Origin of the sequence: Alcaligenes sp. DN25, from assembly GCF_023674485.1 — a bacterium.
Taxonomy (GTDB): domain Bacteria; phylum Pseudomonadota; class Gammaproteobacteria; order Burkholderiales; family Burkholderiaceae_B; genus Alcaligenes; species Alcaligenes phenolicus.
Map to the genome: position 1 here is coordinate 2,684,943 of NZ_CP098408.1, position 19,038 is coordinate 2,703,980.

The 19,038-nt window shown below is 55.6% G+C and carries 18 protein-coding genes; 9 read left to right on the forward strand and 9 right to left on the reverse strand.

The window, feature by feature from the left end:
• Positions 1-307: 307 nt before the first annotated feature.
• From ehuB to ehuA, 4 genes are all read left to right on the forward strand, one after another.
• Positions 308-1,174: an ectoine/hydroxyectoine ABC transporter substrate-binding protein EhuB gene (ehuB, locus tag NBV64_RS12520; protein WP_009456202.1), complete on the forward strand. Its 867-nt coding sequence runs from the start codon at positions 308-310 to the stop codon at positions 1,172-1,174.
• A 102-nt stretch (positions 1,175-1,276) separates the two neighbouring features.
• A complete protein-coding gene (gene ehuC / locus NBV64_RS12525; protein WP_009456199.1) occupies positions 1,277-1,948 on the forward strand; it encodes an ectoine/hydroxyectoine ABC transporter permease subunit EhuC in 672 nt (223 codons plus the stop codon).
• Between the two features lie 2 nt (positions 1,949-1,950).
• Positions 1,951-2,643 (forward strand): ectoine/hydroxyectoine ABC transporter permease subunit EhuD, encoded by a 693-nt coding sequence (gene ehuD / locus NBV64_RS12530; RefSeq protein ID WP_009456197.1) that lies wholly within the window; start codon positions 1,951-1,953, stop codon positions 2,641-2,643.
• Positions 2,640-3,425, forward strand: coding sequence for an ectoine/hydroxyectoine ABC transporter ATP-binding protein EhuA (gene ehuA, locus NBV64_RS12535; RefSeq protein WP_009456195.1), 786 nt, complete (start codon positions 2,640-2,642; stop codon positions 3,423-3,425). Before ehuD ends, ehuA begins: the two co-directional genes overlap by 4 nt.
• 116 nt (positions 3,426-3,541) lie before the next feature.
• Here ehuA and NBV64_RS12540 read toward each other — a convergent pair whose 3' ends face one another.
• From NBV64_RS12540 to NBV64_RS12565, 6 genes are all read right to left on the reverse strand, one after another.
• Positions 3,542-4,150, reverse strand: a complete 609-nt coding sequence (locus NBV64_RS12540) for a DUF2239 family protein (protein ID WP_250755893.1) — start codon at positions 4,148-4,150, stop codon at positions 3,542-3,544.
• A 372-nt stretch (positions 4,151-4,522) separates the two neighbouring features.
• Complete coding sequence (thpD, locus tag NBV64_RS12545; protein WP_035272589.1) at positions 4,523-5,446, reverse strand: ectoine hydroxylase; 924 nt, start codon at positions 5,444-5,446, stop codon at positions 4,523-4,525.
• A gap of 18 nt (positions 5,447-5,464) precedes the next feature.
• Positions 5,465-5,857 carry an ectoine synthase gene (locus NBV64_RS12550; protein WP_009456191.1) on the reverse strand — a complete coding sequence of 131 codons (393 nt, stop codon included), beginning with the start codon at positions 5,855-5,857 and terminating at the stop codon, positions 5,465-5,467.
• Positions 5,857-7,164 (reverse strand): diaminobutyrate--2-oxoglutarate transaminase, encoded by a 1,308-nt coding sequence (gene ectB, locus NBV64_RS12555; protein WP_009456189.1) that lies wholly within the window; start codon positions 7,162-7,164, stop codon positions 5,857-5,859. Before ectB ends, NBV64_RS12550 begins: the two co-directional genes overlap by 1 nt.
• A 97-nt stretch (positions 7,165-7,261) precedes the next feature.
• Complete coding sequence (gene ectA / locus NBV64_RS12560; protein ID WP_009456188.1) at positions 7,262-7,819, reverse strand: diaminobutyrate acetyltransferase; 558 nt, start codon at positions 7,817-7,819, stop codon at positions 7,262-7,264.
• Entirely contained in the window at positions 7,816-8,343 is a 528-nt protein-coding gene (locus tag NBV64_RS12565; RefSeq protein WP_009456186.1) for a MarR family winged helix-turn-helix transcriptional regulator, read from the reverse strand. Before NBV64_RS12565 ends, ectA begins: the two co-directional genes overlap by 4 nt.
• 427 nt (positions 8,344-8,770) lie before the next feature.
• On the opposite strand from NBV64_RS12565, the gene yddG reads away from it, so the two are divergent.
• Positions 8,771-9,682 (forward strand): aromatic amino acid DMT transporter YddG, encoded by a 912-nt coding sequence (yddG, locus tag NBV64_RS12570; RefSeq protein WP_250755894.1) that lies wholly within the window; start codon positions 8,771-8,773, stop codon positions 9,680-9,682.
• Positions 9,683-9,843: 161 nt separating this feature from the next.
• Here the strand turns inward: yddG and tldD are convergent, their stop codons facing one another.
• Positions 9,844-11,304: a metalloprotease TldD gene (tldD, locus tag NBV64_RS12575; protein WP_250755895.1), complete on the reverse strand. Its 1,461-nt coding sequence runs from the start codon at positions 11,302-11,304 to the stop codon at positions 9,844-9,846.
• Between the two features lie 528 nt (positions 11,305-11,832).
• Here tldD and NBV64_RS12580 point away from each other — a divergent pair.
• Positions 11,833-12,180, forward strand: coding sequence for an H-NS histone family protein (locus NBV64_RS12580; RefSeq protein ID WP_009456182.1), 348 nt, complete (start codon positions 11,833-11,835; stop codon positions 12,178-12,180).
• A gap of 95 nt (positions 12,181-12,275) precedes the next feature.
• On the opposite strand, the gene NBV64_RS12585 is transcribed toward NBV64_RS12580, so the two are convergent.
• Positions 12,276-12,923, reverse strand: a complete 648-nt coding sequence (locus NBV64_RS12585; protein WP_009456180.1) for a DUF4136 domain-containing protein — start codon at positions 12,921-12,923, stop codon at positions 12,276-12,278.
• Between the two features lie 163 nt (positions 12,924-13,086).
• Here NBV64_RS12585 and pepN point away from each other — a divergent pair, with 163 nt between their 5' ends.
• Together pepN and NBV64_RS12595 are read left to right on the forward strand one after the other, a co-directional pair.
• On the forward strand, positions 13,087-15,765 hold the full coding sequence (gene pepN, locus NBV64_RS12590) for an aminopeptidase N (RefSeq protein WP_250755896.1): 2,679 nt from the start codon (positions 13,087-13,089) through the stop codon (positions 15,763-15,765).
• Complete coding sequence (locus NBV64_RS12595; RefSeq protein ID WP_009456167.1) at positions 15,762-16,787, forward strand: class 1 fructose-bisphosphatase; 1,026 nt, start codon at positions 15,762-15,764, stop codon at positions 16,785-16,787. The genes pepN and NBV64_RS12595 overlap by 4 nt, the downstream gene beginning before the upstream one ends.
• A 254-nt stretch (positions 16,788-17,041) precedes the next feature.
• On the opposite strand, the gene NBV64_RS12600 is transcribed toward NBV64_RS12595, so the two are convergent.
• Positions 17,042-18,028, reverse strand: coding sequence for a quinone oxidoreductase family protein (locus tag NBV64_RS12600; RefSeq protein WP_035272583.1), 987 nt, complete (start codon positions 18,026-18,028; stop codon positions 17,042-17,044).
• Positions 18,029-18,175: 147 nt separating this feature from the next.
• Between NBV64_RS12600 and NBV64_RS12605 the strand changes: the two genes are divergently transcribed.
• Positions 18,176-19,036 (forward strand): DMT family transporter, encoded by an 861-nt coding sequence (locus NBV64_RS12605; protein ID WP_115633896.1) that lies wholly within the window; start codon positions 18,176-18,178, stop codon positions 19,034-19,036.
• Positions 19,037-19,038 lie beyond the last annotated feature (2 nt).

Here is a 19,038-nt window from a genome sequence, read left to right on the forward strand (position 1 = left end):
TCGGCGCGCCCGAAGGCGCGCCGAACTCATTCATGAATCAATCTGGGGTAGGCATAAGCCAGGCGCTTTTGAGAGGACAAGCGCTCTTTAATCCTTGGGAGCATAGTGAAAACACGTACTCAAGGCACCACGCATTTTCCCTAAGACCAAACTTTTCACTTATATATAAATTCTAATCAGTTCTTTTGAGCGATAGTTTCTATCCATTTAATTTGAGTACGAATGATTTTATGCGCTATGATTTCTCTGCAAATCTTTCGTAAAACAAATCATTCATAACGAAATGGTATAGGCGAGAAAAGGACTCATGATGAAACTACAATCCAAGCCCCTCTGCGCGTTGGCCTTTGCCCTGCTGGGCACCCTGGCTGCCGCCTCCAGCGCCCAGGCAGTCACGCTGGAACAAGTCAAAGAGCGCGGCGTGATTCGCGTCGCCGTTGCTAATGAAATTCCGTACGGATACATGGACATGTCCGGCAAAGCCCAAGGCGCTGGCCCCGAAGTGGCCCAGGCCATCATGGAGCGTCTGGGCGTCAAAGAAATCAAATGGGAAACCGCTAATTTCGGTTCCCTGATCCCCGGCCTGCAAGCCAAACGCTTTGATATGGTGGCCGCTGAAATGGCCATCCTGCCGCAACGTTGCAATACCGTGCTGTTCTCCGAGCCCAACAGCTCCTACGGTGAAGGCCTGCTGGTCGCCAAGGGCAACCCCAAGAACATTCACTCGTACGAAGACTTCGCCAAGACTGATCACAAGATCGCCATCATGGCCGGTGCCGATCAACTGGAAATGATGCAGGCCTTGGGCGTGCCCGATAACCGCATGATCACTATTTCCAACAACGCGGATGCAATCTCCACCGTGGCAACCGGCCGTGCCGATGCCTATGCCGCAACTGGCCAGACTGCCAGTGATCTGGCCTCCAAAGGGGGCGGCAAAGTCGAGCTGGCCGCCGAGTTCAAGGACCCCATCATTAATGGCAACCCGGTTCGTAGCTGGGGCGGCTTTGCCTTTGCCAAGGAATCCGAAGACCTGCGCGACGCGGTGAACAAGGAACTGGCCGAATTCAAGAAAACCGATGAATGGAAAGCCATCCTGAGCAAACACGGCTTTACCGAAGAAGACGCCAAGCACTCGTTTGAGAAATCCACGGAACAGCTGTGTAAAGCCTGATCCTTCACCTGCGGGTAAGGCGGCCGCACGGGCCTGCGCGGCCCCTTGCAAAGGCCGACAGCGCACTGAAGGTGTACCGCCTGCCCTTGTCTGGAACCTGATATGGATTGGTTAAGTTACAGCTCGGCCCTGATGGACGGAGCCTGGGTCACCATACAGCTCACCCTGTATTCAACCGTGGTGGGAGCCATCGCCTCCTTTGCCCTGGGCATAGGCAGGCTGTCCCACTCGGTCGCCTTGCGCTCGCTGTCCGTCACGATTATTGAAGTTTTTCGCGGCACCTCTTTATTGGTACAGCTGTTCTGGCTGTACTTTGCCCTGCCCATTCTGGGCGAGTCCATGGGTCTGGACTGGCGTCTGGACCCGGTCGTGGCCGGCACCCTGGCCCTGGGCCTGAACATTGGCGCTTACGGTGCCGAAGTGGTGCGCGGTGCCATCCAGGCCGTGCCACATTCCCAACTGGAAGCGGCCAAGGCCCTGGACTTTACAGAGCGCCAAACCCTGTGGCGCATCAGCCTGCCCCAGGCCATCCCCGAGATGATGCCCAGCTTCGGGAATCTGGCCGTGCAAAATCTGAAAGACACCGCCCTGGTCTCCCTGATCAGTCTGGGCGACTTGAGCTTCAGAGCTGAACAAATACGCAACTTCACCCAGGACAGCACCACCATCTATACCCTGCTCTTGCTGATGTACTTCGGCATGGCACTGGTGCTGACCGTCCTGATGAAATTGCTGGAACGCGCAACCGGCCGCTGGCGTGCGCAAAGGAGCTGAACATGCTGTTTGGTATTGAATGGGACACCAGCAGCAACGGAGCATTTGCGCTGTCTATCCTGCCTATTTTGCTTAAAGGCTTATGGGTCACCATCCAGGCCGCCGTGCTGGGCTTTGGTGTTGCGGCTATCTTGGGACTGATTCTGGCAGGCCTGAAAAGTGTGCGTCTGCGCCTGATTTCCTGGCCCGCCTATGTGCTGACCGAATTCCTGCGCGACACACCTTTGCTGGTGCAATTATTTTTCCTGTACTACGTGCTACCGGACTACGGGATTGTGCTGCCCGCCTTTCTGACCGGCGCACTGGCGCTGGGGGTGCAGTACAGCGCCTATCTGTCCGAGGTCTACCGAGCCGGTCTGGAGTCCGTTACCCATGGCCAGACTGAAGCAGCCCGCGCACTGGATATTTCCCCGCTGCGTACCTTTATGGTCATCACCCTGCCCCAGGCCATCCCGCGCATCATTCCGGCCATGGGTAATTATCTGGTGTCCATCATGAAAGACGTGCCAGTACTCTCTGTTGTATCGGTACTGGAAGTTCTGAATGTGGCCAAGATTATCGGTGACCGTACTTTTAACTACATCATTCCCCTGTCCATGGTGGGCGGCCTGTATCTGCTGCTGACCCTCCTGGCATCCGCTGGGGTACGAGCGCTGGATCAGCGTTTGCCCAAGCAAGGAATCCCCCTGCGATGACTGACTCTACAAACCCCATCATTCAATTTGACAATGTCACCAAGAAATTTGGTGATGTCACCGTGCTGGACGCCTTGAACTTCCAGGTGGAACCAGGTGAAAAAGTCACCATCATCGGCCCTTCCGGCTCCGGTAAATCCACCGTGCTGCGCATTCTGATGACGCTGGAGACCATCGATGAAGGTGTCATCACGGTAGCGGGCAAACCCCTCTGGCACGAGCGGGTCGATGACAAGCTGGTGCCCGCCAGCCAGAACCACTTGCGCGAGATGCGCAAGGAAATGGGCATGGTGTTCCAGCAGTTCAACCTGTTCCCGCACATGACGGTGATGCGCAATGTGACTGAAGCGCCCACCCATGTGCTGGGCCTGTCCAAAGAACAGGCGCGCGAACGGGCCACCAAATATCTGGATCTGGTGGGCCTGATCGACCATGCTGACAAATTCCCCAGCCAGCTCTCTGGCGGACAGCAACAGCGCGTGGGCATCGCCCGGGCCCTGGCGATGGAACCCAATATTCTGCTGTTTGACGAACCTACCTCGGCTCTGGACCCCGAACTGGTGGGCGAAGTGCTGGGCGTGATTCAAAAGCTGAGTCAGGAACAGGATCTGACGATTCTGCTGGTGACCCACGAAATGCAGTTTGCCAAGGAAGTCTCGGACCGCGTCTGCTTCTTTGATAAAGGCGTGATCGTGGAATCCGGCCCACCCGAACAAGTGTTCTGCCATCCGCAGGAAGCGCGGACGCAGGCGTTCTTGAGCAACTTTATTCAGGCGGCCTGAGCACTTGCGGTCTGCGTCACTTGAACGTGGTTCTGAGCTGAGCCACGTTCAAGCAGCTTTTGTCAAAGAGGTACCCATCTCTTGCAAAGGCAGCAGGCGGGAGTCCCCAGGCCTTATTAAGCCAAGGGTGTCGCCGGAGTTTCAGTCAGCTTGATAGCATGGTCCCGCACATCTTCCGGCCAGTCAGCCAGCAGGGTTTTGAAGTGCTCCAGCTCATCGGCAAACAAGGCTCGCATGGCTTCTTCAAAGCCGGGCAAATCGCCACCAATCGCGGTCATGAAGTTATAGGTCCGCTCCTGCGCCTGGCGACGCTGATCTTTGGCGGAGCTGGCACGGCGAGCCTCTTCAACCAGCTTGCGCAGCGCAACCGATGCGCCGCCGGGTTGAGTCGCCAGCCAGTCCCAATGACGTGGCAATAAGGTCACTTCACGGGGAACAACGCCCAGCTTAGGACGACCTCGGCCTCGTGGAGCCTCTTTCTCTGTCTGCTCGACCTCTACTTCAGGAGCATCCACTGGCGCATAGCGTTGCGCCAGCTCTTCGTCCGTCCCTTGGGTGTTCACATCCACAAAACGGCCTGTCACATCGTCAAAGATCAGTACGGGATCGTTAACCCGGCTCTCCAGCACTTTCTTCACGGCCAGCACATTGGTCAGCATGGGACCGGACGCGATACGGCGGTGGCCCATAAAGCTGGTGTAGGTATTGGGGTAAGTCGTTTTCATGTCAAAACCAGAGCTTCAAGTAAGAAGGCTCTATTTTTACCCGGATGATATTAATCCGTCAATATTACCCGGATATAAATAAGCGATTGTTGCTAATTGGGTGCATTAACACAGTTGATCCCGTCCAGCAGCCATCACAAGGACTCCTGGACATGCCGAGTCATATCTGATGAGCATCTCCGATAACAGCTTTTCCGGACGCCGGCCAATCAGTACGGTGCAGACCCGTCATTTACCAACGCCCGCCCCCAGACGCTGGCCGCTCCCCTCTTCTTCACAATCCTGAGCCCACAAAAAAACGCCCCCTGAAATAAATCCAGGGAGCGTCTTATCCGGCCAGGTCTGCGCACAAGGCGCAAACCTTCTTTCTGCCTAGGACTCCAGCAGCGGTCCGTTCAACGGCGTCAGGACAGGGAACTGCCCGCGAGTGGCCACATGCGCAGGACGGGGTGTCAGCCCCTGCTTGGGATCACCCACGCAGTTCTCCACGCTGTTATAGACCGTAAACACATTGGCTCGTGGCCAAGGCGAGATATTGCTGGCCGAGCCATGCAAGGTATTGCAGTCAAAAAAGATCACCGAACCGGCCTTGGCAGTAATGGCTTCAATGCCACCCTGATCCACCAGCAAACGCAGGCTGATCGGATCGGGTACGCCATACTCCTGCTTGCGCAAGGACTCCTTGTAATGGTTGTCCGGTGTCTGCCCTGTGCAAGAGATGAACTGACGGTGTGAGCCCGGCACCAGCATCAAGGGGCCATTGCACACATTATTGTCCGTCAGCAGCACCGAGCAGCTTAAGGCGCGCATTTGCGGCATGCCATCTTCGATATGCCAGGTCTCGAAATCCGAATGCCAGTAAAACTCCTTGCCGGTAAAGCCCGGTTTCAGGTTGGCACGGGACTGATGCACATACACCTCCGAGCCCAGAATCTGGCGGGCCACATCCAGTACACGCGGATCGCGCACCAGGCGGGCAATCAGCTCACTTAACTCATGCACACGAAAGATCGAGCGCACGGCCTGACTGCCCTTTTCCACCACCGCTTCTTCACGCGACAAGATGCCGGGATCGGTGCTCATGGCCTCCACATTGCCCAGCAAGGCTTGCACTTCCTGCGCATTGAACAAATCAGGCAGCAGCAAAAAGCCATTGTCCTCGTACTCCCGCAGTTGGGACTTGTTCAAAGGCTGGCTACCTACCGGATCCGGATACACCACCGGCTCCTGGCGGCTGACGATGGCCGCCGTTCGTTCTGTACGGGATGTGTACAGATCGCTCATGGTCACTGTCATCATGCTCTCCTTAGGTCTTCAGTCTTCCACGATGGCTGGGTAAACCCCTTTCTCATCGTGAACTTCCTGACCGGTCAGGGGCGGATTGAACACGCAGATCACTCGCAGCGGCTCTTTGCCACCGCGCAGATAATGCTCATCGTGCTGGTCCAGGGCATAGACTACGCCTGGGCCCAAATCGTATTTCTTGCCGTCGGCAACGGTTTCGATTTCGCCATCGCCCTCGATGCACCACACCGCTTCCAGGTGATTCTGGTAGTGGATGTGAGTCTCGGTGCCAGGAAAAATAACGGTTTCATGAAAGGAAAAACCCATGCCGTCTTTCTTGAGCAGAACACGGCGGCTGACCCAGGTGTCCGTGCGCACCTCGTCACGGGTTCCAATCACATCTTGTACGTTCTTGACCAACATTAGCGTGCTCCTCCAATCTTCAGAATCTTGGCCTGGCTGCCGCGCTTGGACAGGCACTGGGCCACGCTGCGTTCAATAATGTCCAGGCCTTGAGTCAGCTCTTCATTGCTGATCGTCAGGGCAGGCAGCAGCTTCAGAACTTCGTCGTGGGCGCCCGAGGTTTCAATCACCAGACCTTGCTTGAAAGCCTGTGCAGCAATTTCATTGGCCAGACCGGCACCGGGCGGCGTCACCAGGCCCTGGATCAGGCCGCGACCGCGTACGCTCAAACCACGATCTGGATAGCTGTGCACCAGGTTTTCCAGCCAGTCGCGCACTTGACGCTCCTTACCCTGGATCTCGGCTTCAAAGTCCTCGTTGGCCCAGTAGCTTTCCAGAGCTTGAGCCGCAGTCACGAAAGCCAGGTTATTGCCACGGAAGGTGCCGTTATGGGCGCTGGGTTTCCATACGTCCAGTTCAGGACGCAACAAAACCAGAGACATGGGCAAGCCAAAACCGGACAAGGATTTGGACAAGGTGATGATGTCAGGGCTGATACCGGCCTGCTCGAAGCTGAAGAAACGGCCCGTGCGACCACAACCGACCTGAATGTCATCGACAATCAGCAGCATGTCGTGCTCGCGGCACAGACGTTGCAGTTCACGCAGCCAGCGCTGTGTAGCAACGTTCACGCCCCCTTCACCTTGCACGGTTTCCACGATGACCGCGGCAGGATGGTCCAGACCACTGCTGGGGTCTTCCAGCAAGCGCTCCAGATAAGCCATCGTATTGACGTCCGGTCCCAAGTAGCCGTCATAGGGCATGAACGAGGTATTGCCCAGGGCCACACCCGCTGCACTACGAAACTTGGAGTTCGCCGTCACTGCCAGGGAACCCGTGCTGACGCCGTGGAAACCGTGCGTAAAGGAAATCACATTCTGGCGACCCTTGACCTGGCGTGCCAGTTTTAACGCCGCCTCCACGGCATTGGTGCCGGTAGGCCCCGTAAACTGCAAGCGGTAGTCCCACCCGCGCGGTTTGAGCAGCACTTTGTCCACCGTTTCAAGAAAGTATTTCTTGGCGCTGGTGGCCATGTCCAAACCGTGTACCAAGCCGTCGGTGTTCAGGTATTCAATCAGCTTTTCTTTCAGGTGGGGATTGTTATGCCCATAGTTGAGCGTACCGGCTCCACTGAAAAAATCGATGTATTGCCTGCCTGACTCGTCCTCCAAAACCGAGCCTCGGGCTTTGTTGAAAATGACCGGGAAGGACCGGACGTAGCCCCTTACTTCAGACTCCATCCGGTCGAATATTTTTAAATCAGTCATATTTCCTCTCCTGGTTATAGAACGGCGTGTCTTGAGCCGACAAACAACAATCAGCGAACCAGACCGGCTCTACCGTTCATTTGCGTAAAGTCCCCTCTTATCCAGAGTCCAAGGGGCCGATTCGTAATAGAGGTTCTGCCTCGTGAGCCTGTGCGGCAAACAAGGCGGTATCAAAGAATTCCTGTTCCTGCATGGGGGCGCCCCAACGCCGGGCCATGGCCGCAAACAGGCCACGCGAAGCCCGGTTACCGGGGCTGACCGTCGTTTCCAGATAGCGCAGGGAGCGGCCACGCAGACGCTGTCGCAGATGCTCCAGCATGGCCTGCCCCAGACGACGCCCACGGGCGCGCTCATGCACGGCCACTTGCCACACAAAGAGCACATCAGGACGGTCGGGGAGAAAGTAGGCAGAGATGAAACCGTCTATTTGTTCCCCACGCTGCGCGACAACGCAGGTCCGGGAAAAGTGCTCGCTGAGCAGCAAATAGAGATATTCAGAATTCAGATCCAGTGGCGGGCTATCGGCAATCAGCTGATGGATTGCGGCCGCATCACGCAACAGGGGCGCACGCAGTGTCAGCGCCGGGTCACTGGGGGCAGGATCGGCGGCAGTGATGCTGCCTGCCGAGCTGCCCGGACTAGGTCGGTCCGTCAAACCACCAACCCGGATTCGGGGGGGACATCCCCTTCCGGGACCTCAAGAATAGGCGAGGCCGTATCGTCGGCCTCCAGCACAACATCCGGGTCAGCATCGAGCAAGCGCACAATGCGCTCCAGGGACAAGGTCATGGTGGCCTGTTCCAGCTCGGGCAACTCTTTCAAGGCGTCCGACAACTTCTTTTGCAAGGGGGACGGCGTATCGCGTGCCAGGGTCTCCCCTTCTGGCGTCGCACTGACAAATACAATGCGTCGATCTTCACGACCACGCTCGCGCAGCACCAGCTTCTTGTCTTCCAGGCGGTCCAGAATACCAACCACGGTGCTGGGGCTGACGTGCATTTCGCGGCTGATGGCCGTGGCCGTCAACGGGCCTTTTTCGATAATGGTGCGCAGGCAGATCAACTGGGGCGCGGTGATATTGCTGTACGCCGACAGCTGCCTGGAATGCAGGGCAATCGAGCGCGTGATCTGGCGCAAAGCCCGCAAAATTCGTAAATCGTAGTGTTGATCTGTGGTCATTTAATTAGCCAAACAAAATAATTCAGCACGATTAATTCGTGTTGAAATGATATGCCTAGAAAAGATTCAAGTCAAACCGATTTACACTCAAAATCATAGAGAGCATAAACAAGAGGTTCTGACTCAAAGTCCAAAAAAATGTAAGTATCCTGGCTTACGGGGGCGGACCAGCAAGGCGCAGAAAATACCCTGCCTGCTCCCCTTTTCGCCATGAGTGGCTCGAGCCGACACGCCGCTTACAGTAAACTGCCACGAGCCCTTGCCGTGGGGGCCTGTCGGTTTTCACTCAAGACCGGGTGTGCCGCGTCACAGCCCTGCTTGCAAACCGGCACAGCCTGATACAAACCCGGTCCATTAACCCATAAGTCTCTTGGCCAAGTAAAGTCTGCTCCTGTTCTCGCCGTGCCTTGCAGACACTGAAACCCGCATGAAGCAATCTGATAAGGCAACCCTGATTGGTCTGATCGCCATTGTTCTTTGGAGCATGATTGTCGGCCTGATACGCAGCGTTAGCGACTACCTGGGTGCGACTGGCGGCGCCGCACTGATCTACACCCTGGCCTCTGTCTTTCTTCTTTTATCGCTTAGCTGGGTACGCTTGCGCGACTTTCCGCGCCGCTACCTGATCTGGGGCAGCGTTCTGTTCGTCTGCTATGAGCTGTGCCTGGCTCTGTCTATTGGCTACGCTCACAACAGCCAGCAAGCGATTGAAGTGGGAATGGTTAATTATCTGTGGCCCACCTTTACCATCGTGGCCGCTATTTTGTTCAACAAGCAAAGAGCCAACTGGCTGATCGCGCCAGGCCTGCTCTTGTCCATGATGGGTATCAGCTGGATTCTGGGCGGTGAGCAAGGTTTGAGTCTGCACAGCATCTGGCTGAATGTGCAGGACAACCCCTTGAGCTACGGCCTGGCCTTTAGTGGCGCACTGATCTGGGCGGGCTACAGCACCATGACTGCACGCATCGGCCAGGGCAAAAATGGCATTACCTTGTTTTTCATGCTGACAGCCACCGTCTTGTGGATGAAATATCTGGGCCAAGGAGCACCTGCAATGACCTTTACCCTTCCAGCACTGATCTACTTGCTGCTGGCGGCCATGGCGATGGGCTTTGGCTATGCGGCCTGGAACGTGGGTATTTTGCACGGCAATGTCACCATACTGGCCGGCGCCTCCTACTTCATTCCAGTATTGTCAGCTGCCCTGTCTACTTTTTTGCTGCAGGCTCCCTTGACGCCAAGCTTCTGGCAAGGCTCGGCCATGGTGTGTTCGGGTGCCTTGTTGTGCTGGCTGGCCATCCGGGTCCGCAAACCCAGGCCAACGAAAAGTGCTACCTGAACAAGCATACTCATTAATCCGGGCACGGCTGTGCCTGATGAGCAAAAATCAAAATTAAATTCTATTTGCTGCACTGCAATAAAAGCAGCATAAAAAAACCGCCCAACCTTGAATTAAGGGGGCGGTTCTTTTTATCTATTTTGATTAGCCAGCAAATTAAATCAGGCGGTTCCACCTACGGTCAGATTTTCCATCCGCACGGTAGGAATACCGACTCCAACCGGAACGCTTTGACCTTCTTTACCGCAAGTCCCCACTCCTGAATCCAACTGCATGTCATTACCGATCATACTGATTTGGTTCATGGCATCGGGGCCGCTACCAATCAAAGTGGCACCTTTGACGGGATACATCAGTTTGCCGTTTTCAATCACCCAGGCTTCCGAGGCCGAGAAAACAAACTTACCGCTAGTAATATCGACCTGGCCGCCACCGAAGTCTACGGCATATAAACCCTTTTTAACCGAGGCAATAATTTCCTGGGGGTCTTTATCGCCACCCAACATAAAGGTGTTGGTCATGCGTGGCAAAGGAAGGCTGGCGTAGGACTCGCGTCGACCGTTGCCCGTAATGGCAGCCCCCATCAGACGCGCATTATGGGTGTCTTGCAAATAGCCTTTCAAAATACCGTCTTCAATCAAGACGGTACGTTGTGTGGCATTACCCTCGTCATCCATATTCAAGGAGCCACGGCGGTTCTCCAGAGTGCCATCGTCAATGACGGTCACGCCCTTGGACGCCACGCGCTGGCCAATACGACCCGAGAACAGGCTGCTGCCACGACGGTTAAAGTCCCCTTCCAAACCGTGACCCACGGCTTCGTGCAGCATGACCCCTGGCCAACCTGGGCCCAGAACCACCGTCATCTGACCGGCAGGTGCGGGTTTGGCTTCCAGATTCGTCATGGCCGAACGCACGGCCTTATCCACGTAGCTGCGCAGCATATCGTCGGAGAAGTAGGACAGATCAACCCGTCCGCCGCCTGCCGCCGAGCCGCGTTCACGGCGGCCATTTTGTTCAACAATGACCGACAAGGACAAATGCACCAAGGGGCGTACATCGGCGGCCAGACGACCATCGCTACCGGCCACCAGCACGACATCGTATTCCGCACCCAGACTGGCCATGACCTGTACCACGCGCAGATCCGCTGCGCGAGCCAAGGCATCCAGTCGCCCCAACAGGGCTACTTTTTCAGGAGCAGGCAGGCTGGCAATAGGGTCTGTGCCCGTATACAAGGTGGGACGCTGCGTGTCGGCTGGCACCAAAATGCCGCTTTTGCCTGAACCGCCCTGGCGGGCAATCGAGCGCACCACACGGGCCGAAGACAGTAAAGCCTCGGGGCTGAGGGAATCCGAATAGGCAAAGGCGGTTTTCTCGCCACTTAATGCACGCACACCCACGCCCTGCTCAATGGAAAAGCTGCCGCTTTTGACGATTCCTTCGTCCAGCGCCCAGCCTTCGCTGCGGGTGTACTGAAAATACAAGTCGGCATAGTCAGCCTGATGGGTGAAGATCTCACCGAGCGCGCCGGACAAATGGCTTTCATTCAAGCCCCAGGGCTCAAGCAACAGTCCACGGGCGCATTCCAGGGCATTGATAGCCGGATCAACTAACTTCATCGTTTATTCCTACTGACAGATCCCCGGCAAACCCATGGCTGCAAGGGACGAAAATGGGTACCAAAAGACGTGCTGACATCAACTTGGCTTCCGTCCATCTGAGCATTAAAACAGAATGTGCCCCCGTATGCGATGCCGACGTACCGATCGGGCAGTTTCCGGGCTTTCAGAACCATGAATCAGCATGTTGAACTAATAGGTTCAAAAATTCCAATTACGACATTTTCTGATACGAAATTAAAACTATTTTAAAAACCTCCTAATTAGAAACCCACCTATATGGTTTTGATATAAACCCATTCAAATTCATGATAACCCCTGATTAGATTAAATAATCAAGAGCCATTGAATTGTCTAATGACCTTAAATAATTACAAAAACCAAACACCTTTTTGATTAAGCGTTTATTTTTTATCCAAACCACTTATCTTTTCAAGAAAATCAAAGTACACTGTTTTCGCATGATAAACACGAGCTTGTACAGGCAGGGTTTATCAGATAACTACAATCATGAAACAGGAATCCCATATGTCAGTCGAAACTTACAGCTCCGCGAAGCAAAAGATAGAAAAAGAGATTCTGCGTCTGCAAAAGCAGATGAAATCCCTTCGAGTCAAACAGCGTCGTCCTGTCATCGCGTCTATCGTCAAGTCCATGCAAGATAACGAGATCACGATTGAAGAAGTCGCTGAAGCGCTGGAAAATTCCGCCCGCCGCGGTGCTGGTGCTGGTTCCAACGGCCCTAAAACCAGCCTGCCTCCCAAATACCGCCACCCCGGCACCCAGGACACCTGGACGGGCCGTGGCCGCCCACCACGCTGGATTATCGATGCTGAAGCCAATGGTCGCAGCCGTGAAGAGTTCCTTATCAAATAAGTTTTGGGCACCAAACAAAAGAAAGGGACCGCTTGAAAAAGCGGTCCCTTTCTTATTGATATAAATCCCCTACATAATGCCGGGATTCTGGCGACTCAATCCCGAGCTAATGGATATCGGATATCAATCACTTGTCCATTATTACCCGGGAAACCATCAAATATGGCCTGGGACAAAAACGGCATCTGCTGGTCCAGGTTGTCAGAATGGCTATAAGACACGGCGGTGGCGCGATACACTTCTGCGCCCGAGTTTTGATTATCTGTAATGATTACATTTAGATAATTTTTATACACAGTGACAGGAACATTCACTACATTCGGAGAATAAAAGAAACCTCCGCCCCAACCATCATTTGGCGCATAATAGCCGCGCCCGATTCCCCACGCCGATGGACCATAAAAACTATCTGCAAATTGAGGCACCCAGGTTTGTTCTTGCGGATTGCCATAATCCATTTGCACCACAAAACGCGCAGACTTCAGATCCGCTGCTTGCACCAGTCCGGTCACACCAATAGAAGCCCGTACAGAATCTGCAAAAGACTGGTATTGCAGACTACTGCTTTTGTCCGGCGAGGACTTGATGTAATAGGTATCGCCACTGGTCGCCGTGGGCCATTGCTGATAACGCGTCAATTTGGCGGACCAGCTAGGCGCAGCGCAAGCCGTGGTCAAAACCGCCAATACCAGGCTCATCAGGCGTAGGGCGCGCCAGGAAAACCCTTCAGAAAATAACGTCATAGTTTCACCCTTGCTTGTTTTTCGCTTGCACGTTCAAGCCCGATTAATGACAGCGCCGTAGCGCCGACGAACAATTAGTTTACTGCCTGTTTCCGGCGTCCAGTGTGGGCGTTCAAACAACATTACAATAGACCATCTTTTTCGATTGTCGGACCAGGATCACATGCGCACAGACACCTTACCTACGATCTCCCGCCACGATTACCAGCCCTACCCTTATCAAATAGATAAGGTACGGCTGGAATTTGATTTGGCGGCCGAGCAAACCTTGGTTCGTCTGGCTTTTCGAGCCAGCAGCCGGGACGGCCAGATCCGCCCCCTGGTACTGGATGGCGAAGACATTGAACTGCTTGAAGTCAGCCTAAACGGGGTCGCCCTGACCGCCCTGGATTACCAGCTTGATGAACAGGGCCTGACGCTCTCGCCCCAGACCGCAGAATGTGATCTGGTGCTGGTAAGCCGTTGCCGCCCCCAAGACAACACCATGCTGATGGGCTTGTATGTCTCGGGCCAGAACCTGTTTACCCAATGTGAAGCCCAGGGCTTTCGTCGTATTACCTTCTTCCCGGACCGTCCTGATGTGATGTCCCGTTATGAAGTGGTCCTGCGCGGCGATGCCAAGCTCTACCCTTATCTGCTGTCCAACGGCAATTTGCTGGAAAGCACCACACTGGACGATGGACGCAGCCAAGCCATTTGGGAAGACCCATTTCCAAAGCCTTCTTATTTATTTGCACTGGTTGCTGGCAACTTTGATGTGCGCGAACGCGAAATCAAAAAAGCCAATGGCCAGCCTGCCCTATTGCAGGTTTATTGCGATCGTGGTGACGGCGATAAAACAGAATGGGCCATGGAATGCCTGGAACATTCAGTACGCTGGGATGAACAACGTTTTGGGCTGGAACTGGATCTGGACCGCTTCATGATTGTGGCCGCTCGCGACTTCAATATGGGCGCGATGGAAAACAAGGGCCTGAACATCTTTAATGCCGCCTACGTGCTGGCCGATGCACAAAGCACTACCGATGCGTCCTTTCACGCCGTGGAAGCAGTTATTGGCCATGAGTACTTCCATAACTGGACCGGCAACCGCGTCACTTGCCGCGACTGGTTCCAGCTATCCCTGAAAGAAGGTCTGACGGTTTTTCGCGATCAGGAGTTTTCGGCTGACATGCTGGCTCAAGGGCTGGACGGCGCTCAAGCCGCCAGCGCCCGCGCCGTCAAACGCATTGATGATGTCAGCGTCCTGCGCGCGGCCCAGTTCCCTGAAGATGCCGGCCCAATGGCTCACCCCATCCGCCCCGAGAGCTATCAGGAAATCAGCAACTTTTACACCGCCACAATTTACGAGAAAGGTGCGGAAGTCATTCGCATGCAGCACACCTTGCTGGGTGAAGAAAACTTCCAGGCTGGTATTCGTGAGTACTTCAAGCGCCATGACGGCCAAGCAGTCACTTGCGACGATTTCGTGGACAGCATGGACAGCGTGTATCGCCAGGTCAAACCCGGCCAGAGCCTGGAACAGTTCCGCCGCTGGTATCAGCAAGCGGGAACACCACGCGTTCAGGTCAGCCTGCAGCACGACCCTGCCACCCAAACCGCCACGCTGACCCTGCGTCAAAGCAATGCGCCCGCCGGGATCGAAAACAAATCCACACCCAAGCCACCTTTGCACATCCCCTTTGCCTTGGGCATGCTGGATCAGCAAGGCGCACCACTGACCCTGCACCTGGATGGTCAGCAAGGCGATACGCTGGTACTGGATTTCACGCAAGCCGAACAAAGCTGGACCTTCACGCAGATTCCTGAGGCGCCCGTCCTATCCTTGTTGCGCAATTTCTCTGCGCCTGTGCGGGTGGACTACTACCGTCCGGATTCCGAGCTGGCTTTGCTGGCCCGTCACGACACGGATCCATTTGCACGTTGGGAAGCGGCTCAACTGCTAGCGACCCGTCTGATCTTGTCCTCGGCATCGGGACGCACACCGTCGGCCGCACAATTGGCGACCGTGGTTCAAACCTGGCATGCGCTGGTACAGGACCCGGCCTTGAGCCCTGCTTACAAGGCGCGCATCCTGTCCCTGCCCAGCGAGCGCGAATTGCTGGAACAAACCAAGCCCATGACCCCGCGCGCCGTGGTTCAGGCCCGTCGTCAGCTGCAACGTGAGCTGGGCCTGGCCCTGACTCCCTACTGGCAGGAACTGTATCAGTACCTGAGCCTGGAACAAGCCCCGTACAGCCCCGACGCCTTGCAGGCTGGCCAGCGCTCCTTGCGCAATCTGGCCCTGAATTACCTGCTGGTTGCCGGTGTGAATACCGGCCCGCAGTTGGCACGCAATCAATACGATCAGGCCACCAATATGACTGATCGCATGGGTGCCTTGAGCGCTCTGGTGAATTACGGTGACCCAGAGGATCGTCAAGACGGCCTGGATGACTTTTTCCAGCGCTGGCAGGACAATCCTCTGGTGCTGGACCGCTGGTTCAGCTTGCAGGCCACCGCCCCCAGCACGCAAGTTGCCCAGGTGCGCGCCCTGATGCTGCATCCCGCTTTCTCGATGCGCAATCCCAACCGCGCCCGCTCTCTGATTTTCCAGTTCTGCATGAATAATATGCAGGCTGTACACACGCCGGAAGGCTATGCCTTCTGGGCTGAGCAAGTCATTGCCCTGGACAAGCTCAACCCGGAAATCTCTGCCCGTCTGGCCCGTGTGTTTGATAACTGGGCCCGCTTTGAACCCGAAACCCGCGACCTGCTCAAGGCAGCGCTGGAGCGTATTCAGGCCGAACCTGGCCTGTCGGGTAATGTGGCCGAAATCGTACATAAAGCATTAACTCTTTGACCTCGGAGTCTGTCTTGAAGAAAAACCTTACTCAGTATCTGGTGGAGCAACAGCGCCAGAAAAAAACGGTCACCGCCGACGTACGCTTGCTGCTGGAAACAGTGGCTCGCGCATGCAAGGCCATTGGCCATGCCGTCAGCAAAGGAGCGCTGGGCGGCGTTCTGGGTTCTCTGGACTCCGAGAATGTCCAGGGCGAAGTTCAGAAAAAGCTGGATGTGCTGTCCAACGAAATCCTGCTGGAAGCCAATGAATGGGGCGGTAACCTGGCGGCCATGGCCTCCGAGGAAATGGACACCCTGCACCGCATTCCCGACTACTACCCCAAGGGCGAAAACCTGCTCTTGTTCGATCCGCTGGATGGCTCGTCCAATATTGACGTGAACGTGTCCATCGGCACGATCTTCTCGGTCCTGAGCGTCCCACCTGAAGCACGTGATCGCGTCATCGAAGAGCAAGACTTCCTGCAACCCGGCGTGCGTCAGGTTGCCGCCGGCTATGCCATTTACGGCCCGCAAACCATGCTGGTCCTGACTGTCGGTGACGGCGTCGCCGCCTTCACTCTGGACAAGGAAATGGGCTCCTGGGTGCTGACCACCGAGCGCATCACCATCCCCGAGGACACCTCCGAGTTCGCCATCAATATGTCCAATATGCGTCACTGGGAAGCCCCGGTAAAACGCTATATCGACGACTGCCTGGCTGGCCCGGACGGCCCACTGGGCAAAAACTACAATATGCGCTGGATCGCCTCCATGGTGGCCGATGTACACCGCATCCTGACCCGTGGCGGTATCTTCATGTACCCGCGCGATGCCCGTGCCTCCGGTCGCAAGGGCAAGCTGCGTTTGATGTACGAAGCCAACCCCATGAGCTTCCTGGTCGAGCAGGCCGGTGGCATGTCGATTGACGGTACACAGCGTATTCTGGACGTGCAACCTACCGAGCTGCACCAGCGCATTGGCGTGATTCTGGGTTCGCGCAATGAAGTCGAGCGCGTGCGTCAGTACCACGAGCAAGGCTGACTCCTGTCCGCTGAATCTCAGCGGCTGCCGCACTGCTAAATAAAAATGGCCTCCGCTAAGGAGGCCATTTTTTATAAGTAGAACTATTGGGGCTGCGTGCTTATCGGGCTTTCCAAACACCTGACATGCAAATCGGGACATCAGGAAAAACAAGCAACACCAGAAGAGTGGATGCCTGACTTACACCTGTTATATCAAGCGCAGCGCTGAGCAAGGGCTAGCTGTTCATCCCCCTTCTTACCCGATAATCCGCCTTAATCCAGCGTCAACACCGTCGAGCCCGTGGTACGGCGCCCTGCCAATTCCTCATGGGCCTTGGCGACCTGATCCAGCGGGAAACGCTGACCGATCAGCGGCTTGATCTTGCCTTGCAGCACCAGCTCGAACATTTCGTCAGCGGCATCTTGCATGGTTTCCTGTGTAGGCACATAAGCCCCCAGCACAGGACGGGTCACATACAAGGAGCCCTTCGATGCCAGCGTCGCCAGATTCACACCGGTTACCGGGCCGGAAGCATTGCCAAAGCTGACCATCAGGCCACGCGGCTGCAAGCAATCCAGCGAGCGCTCCCAGGTATCCTTGCCCACGCCGTCATATACGACAGGTACTTTCTGGCCATTGGTCAGTTCCAGCACGCGCTGCACCACGTCTTCGTGGGAGTAATCAATCACTTCCCACGCACCGTTCTCTTTCGCCAAAGCGGCTTTCTCGGGACTGGACACCGTACCGATCAACTTCACGCCCAAAGCACGTGCCCATTGGCAGGCGTACAAGCCCACGCCACCCGCAGCGGCATGAAACAGAATCGTCTGGCCTTCATGCACGCGATAGGTCTGGCGCAGCAAATACCAGCACGTCAAACCTTTGAGCATCATGGCCGCCGCCTGCTCAAAAGTGACGCCATCAGGAATGCGTACCACACGATCAGCAGGCACATTACGGGCCTCGGCATACGCACCCAGCGGGCTTTGACCGTAGGCAACACGGTCACCCACTTTCAGATGCGTGACACCCGAACCGACTGCTTCCACAATGCCGGACGCTTCAAAACCCAAACCATGCGGCAAGGGATTGCTGTAGAGGCCATTACGGAAATAGATGTCGATAAAGTTCAAGCCCACTGCTTTTTGGCGTATGGTGACTTCCTTCTCCTGCGGAGCGGGCAGCTCTACCGAAGCCCACTGCAATACCTCCGGACCACCATTACGCTCAATCCGTATCGCCTTAACCGTCTGCGTCATTGTTTTACTCCTTTGATGAGGGGCCCGTAGCAATGTCTTAGAATAATGCCTTGCTCTTATTGCCTGCCCGACCCACTAGCCCTATCACTGGCTGATATAAAACACCAGAATAGCCTAAATTGACTCCTTTTTTTCGGATCGCTTTCCATGACGCATGGACGTGCTCTGGCTGCCATTCATGTGGCCGCCGTTCTGTTCGGACTGACTGGCATTTTTGGTGAGCTCATTCAGGTCGGCGCCATGCTGATCACCGCGGGCCGAGCCAGCTTTGCAGTCCTGGCCTTGTTTATCAGCATTCGCTCTCAAGGGCGCGGTTTGGGTCAGGGCATGAAAGCAGCGGACTTTCGCACCCTGCTAATGGCCTCCATCATGCTGGCCATTCACTGGGCCACTTTTTTTGTGGCCGTTAAAGTGGGCGGCGTGGCCATTGCCACCTTGGGCTTTGCCAGCTTCCCGGCCTTTATTACCTTGTGTGAATGGGCCGTACTGCGCGAGCGCGTTACCGTATCGGAGTGGATCATTCTGGCCTTGGTCACCGTGGGCTTGTTGCTGGTGACCCCCTCTTTTGATTTCCAGGATCAATCCACCATTGGCCTGGCCTGGGCCATTGCCTCCGGCTTTACTTTCGCCATGTTCACCCTCATCAACCGACGCGCAGCCAAGCACTTGTCGGCACAGCAAGTGGCCTGGTGGGAAAACCTGTTTGTCGCCCTGATGTGCTGGCCTTTTGCCATACCGCTGCTGGGCGACAGCACGCTGGTGGACTGGGTATGGATTGCACTGCTGGGGGTATTTTGTACGGCCTTGTCGCATTACCTGCTGGTCTCTGCGCTAAGCGTTTTGAATGCCCGCAGTGCCGGGATTGTGATCGCCCTGGAGCCTGTCTACGCCATCGCTTTTGCGGCGCTGCTTTTCGCTCAATACCCCAGCAGCCGTGCGCTGCTGGGTGGCGCCATCATGATTGGAGCCATCACTTGGGCAGGCTTGCGCCCACCCAAGTCCAACTGATG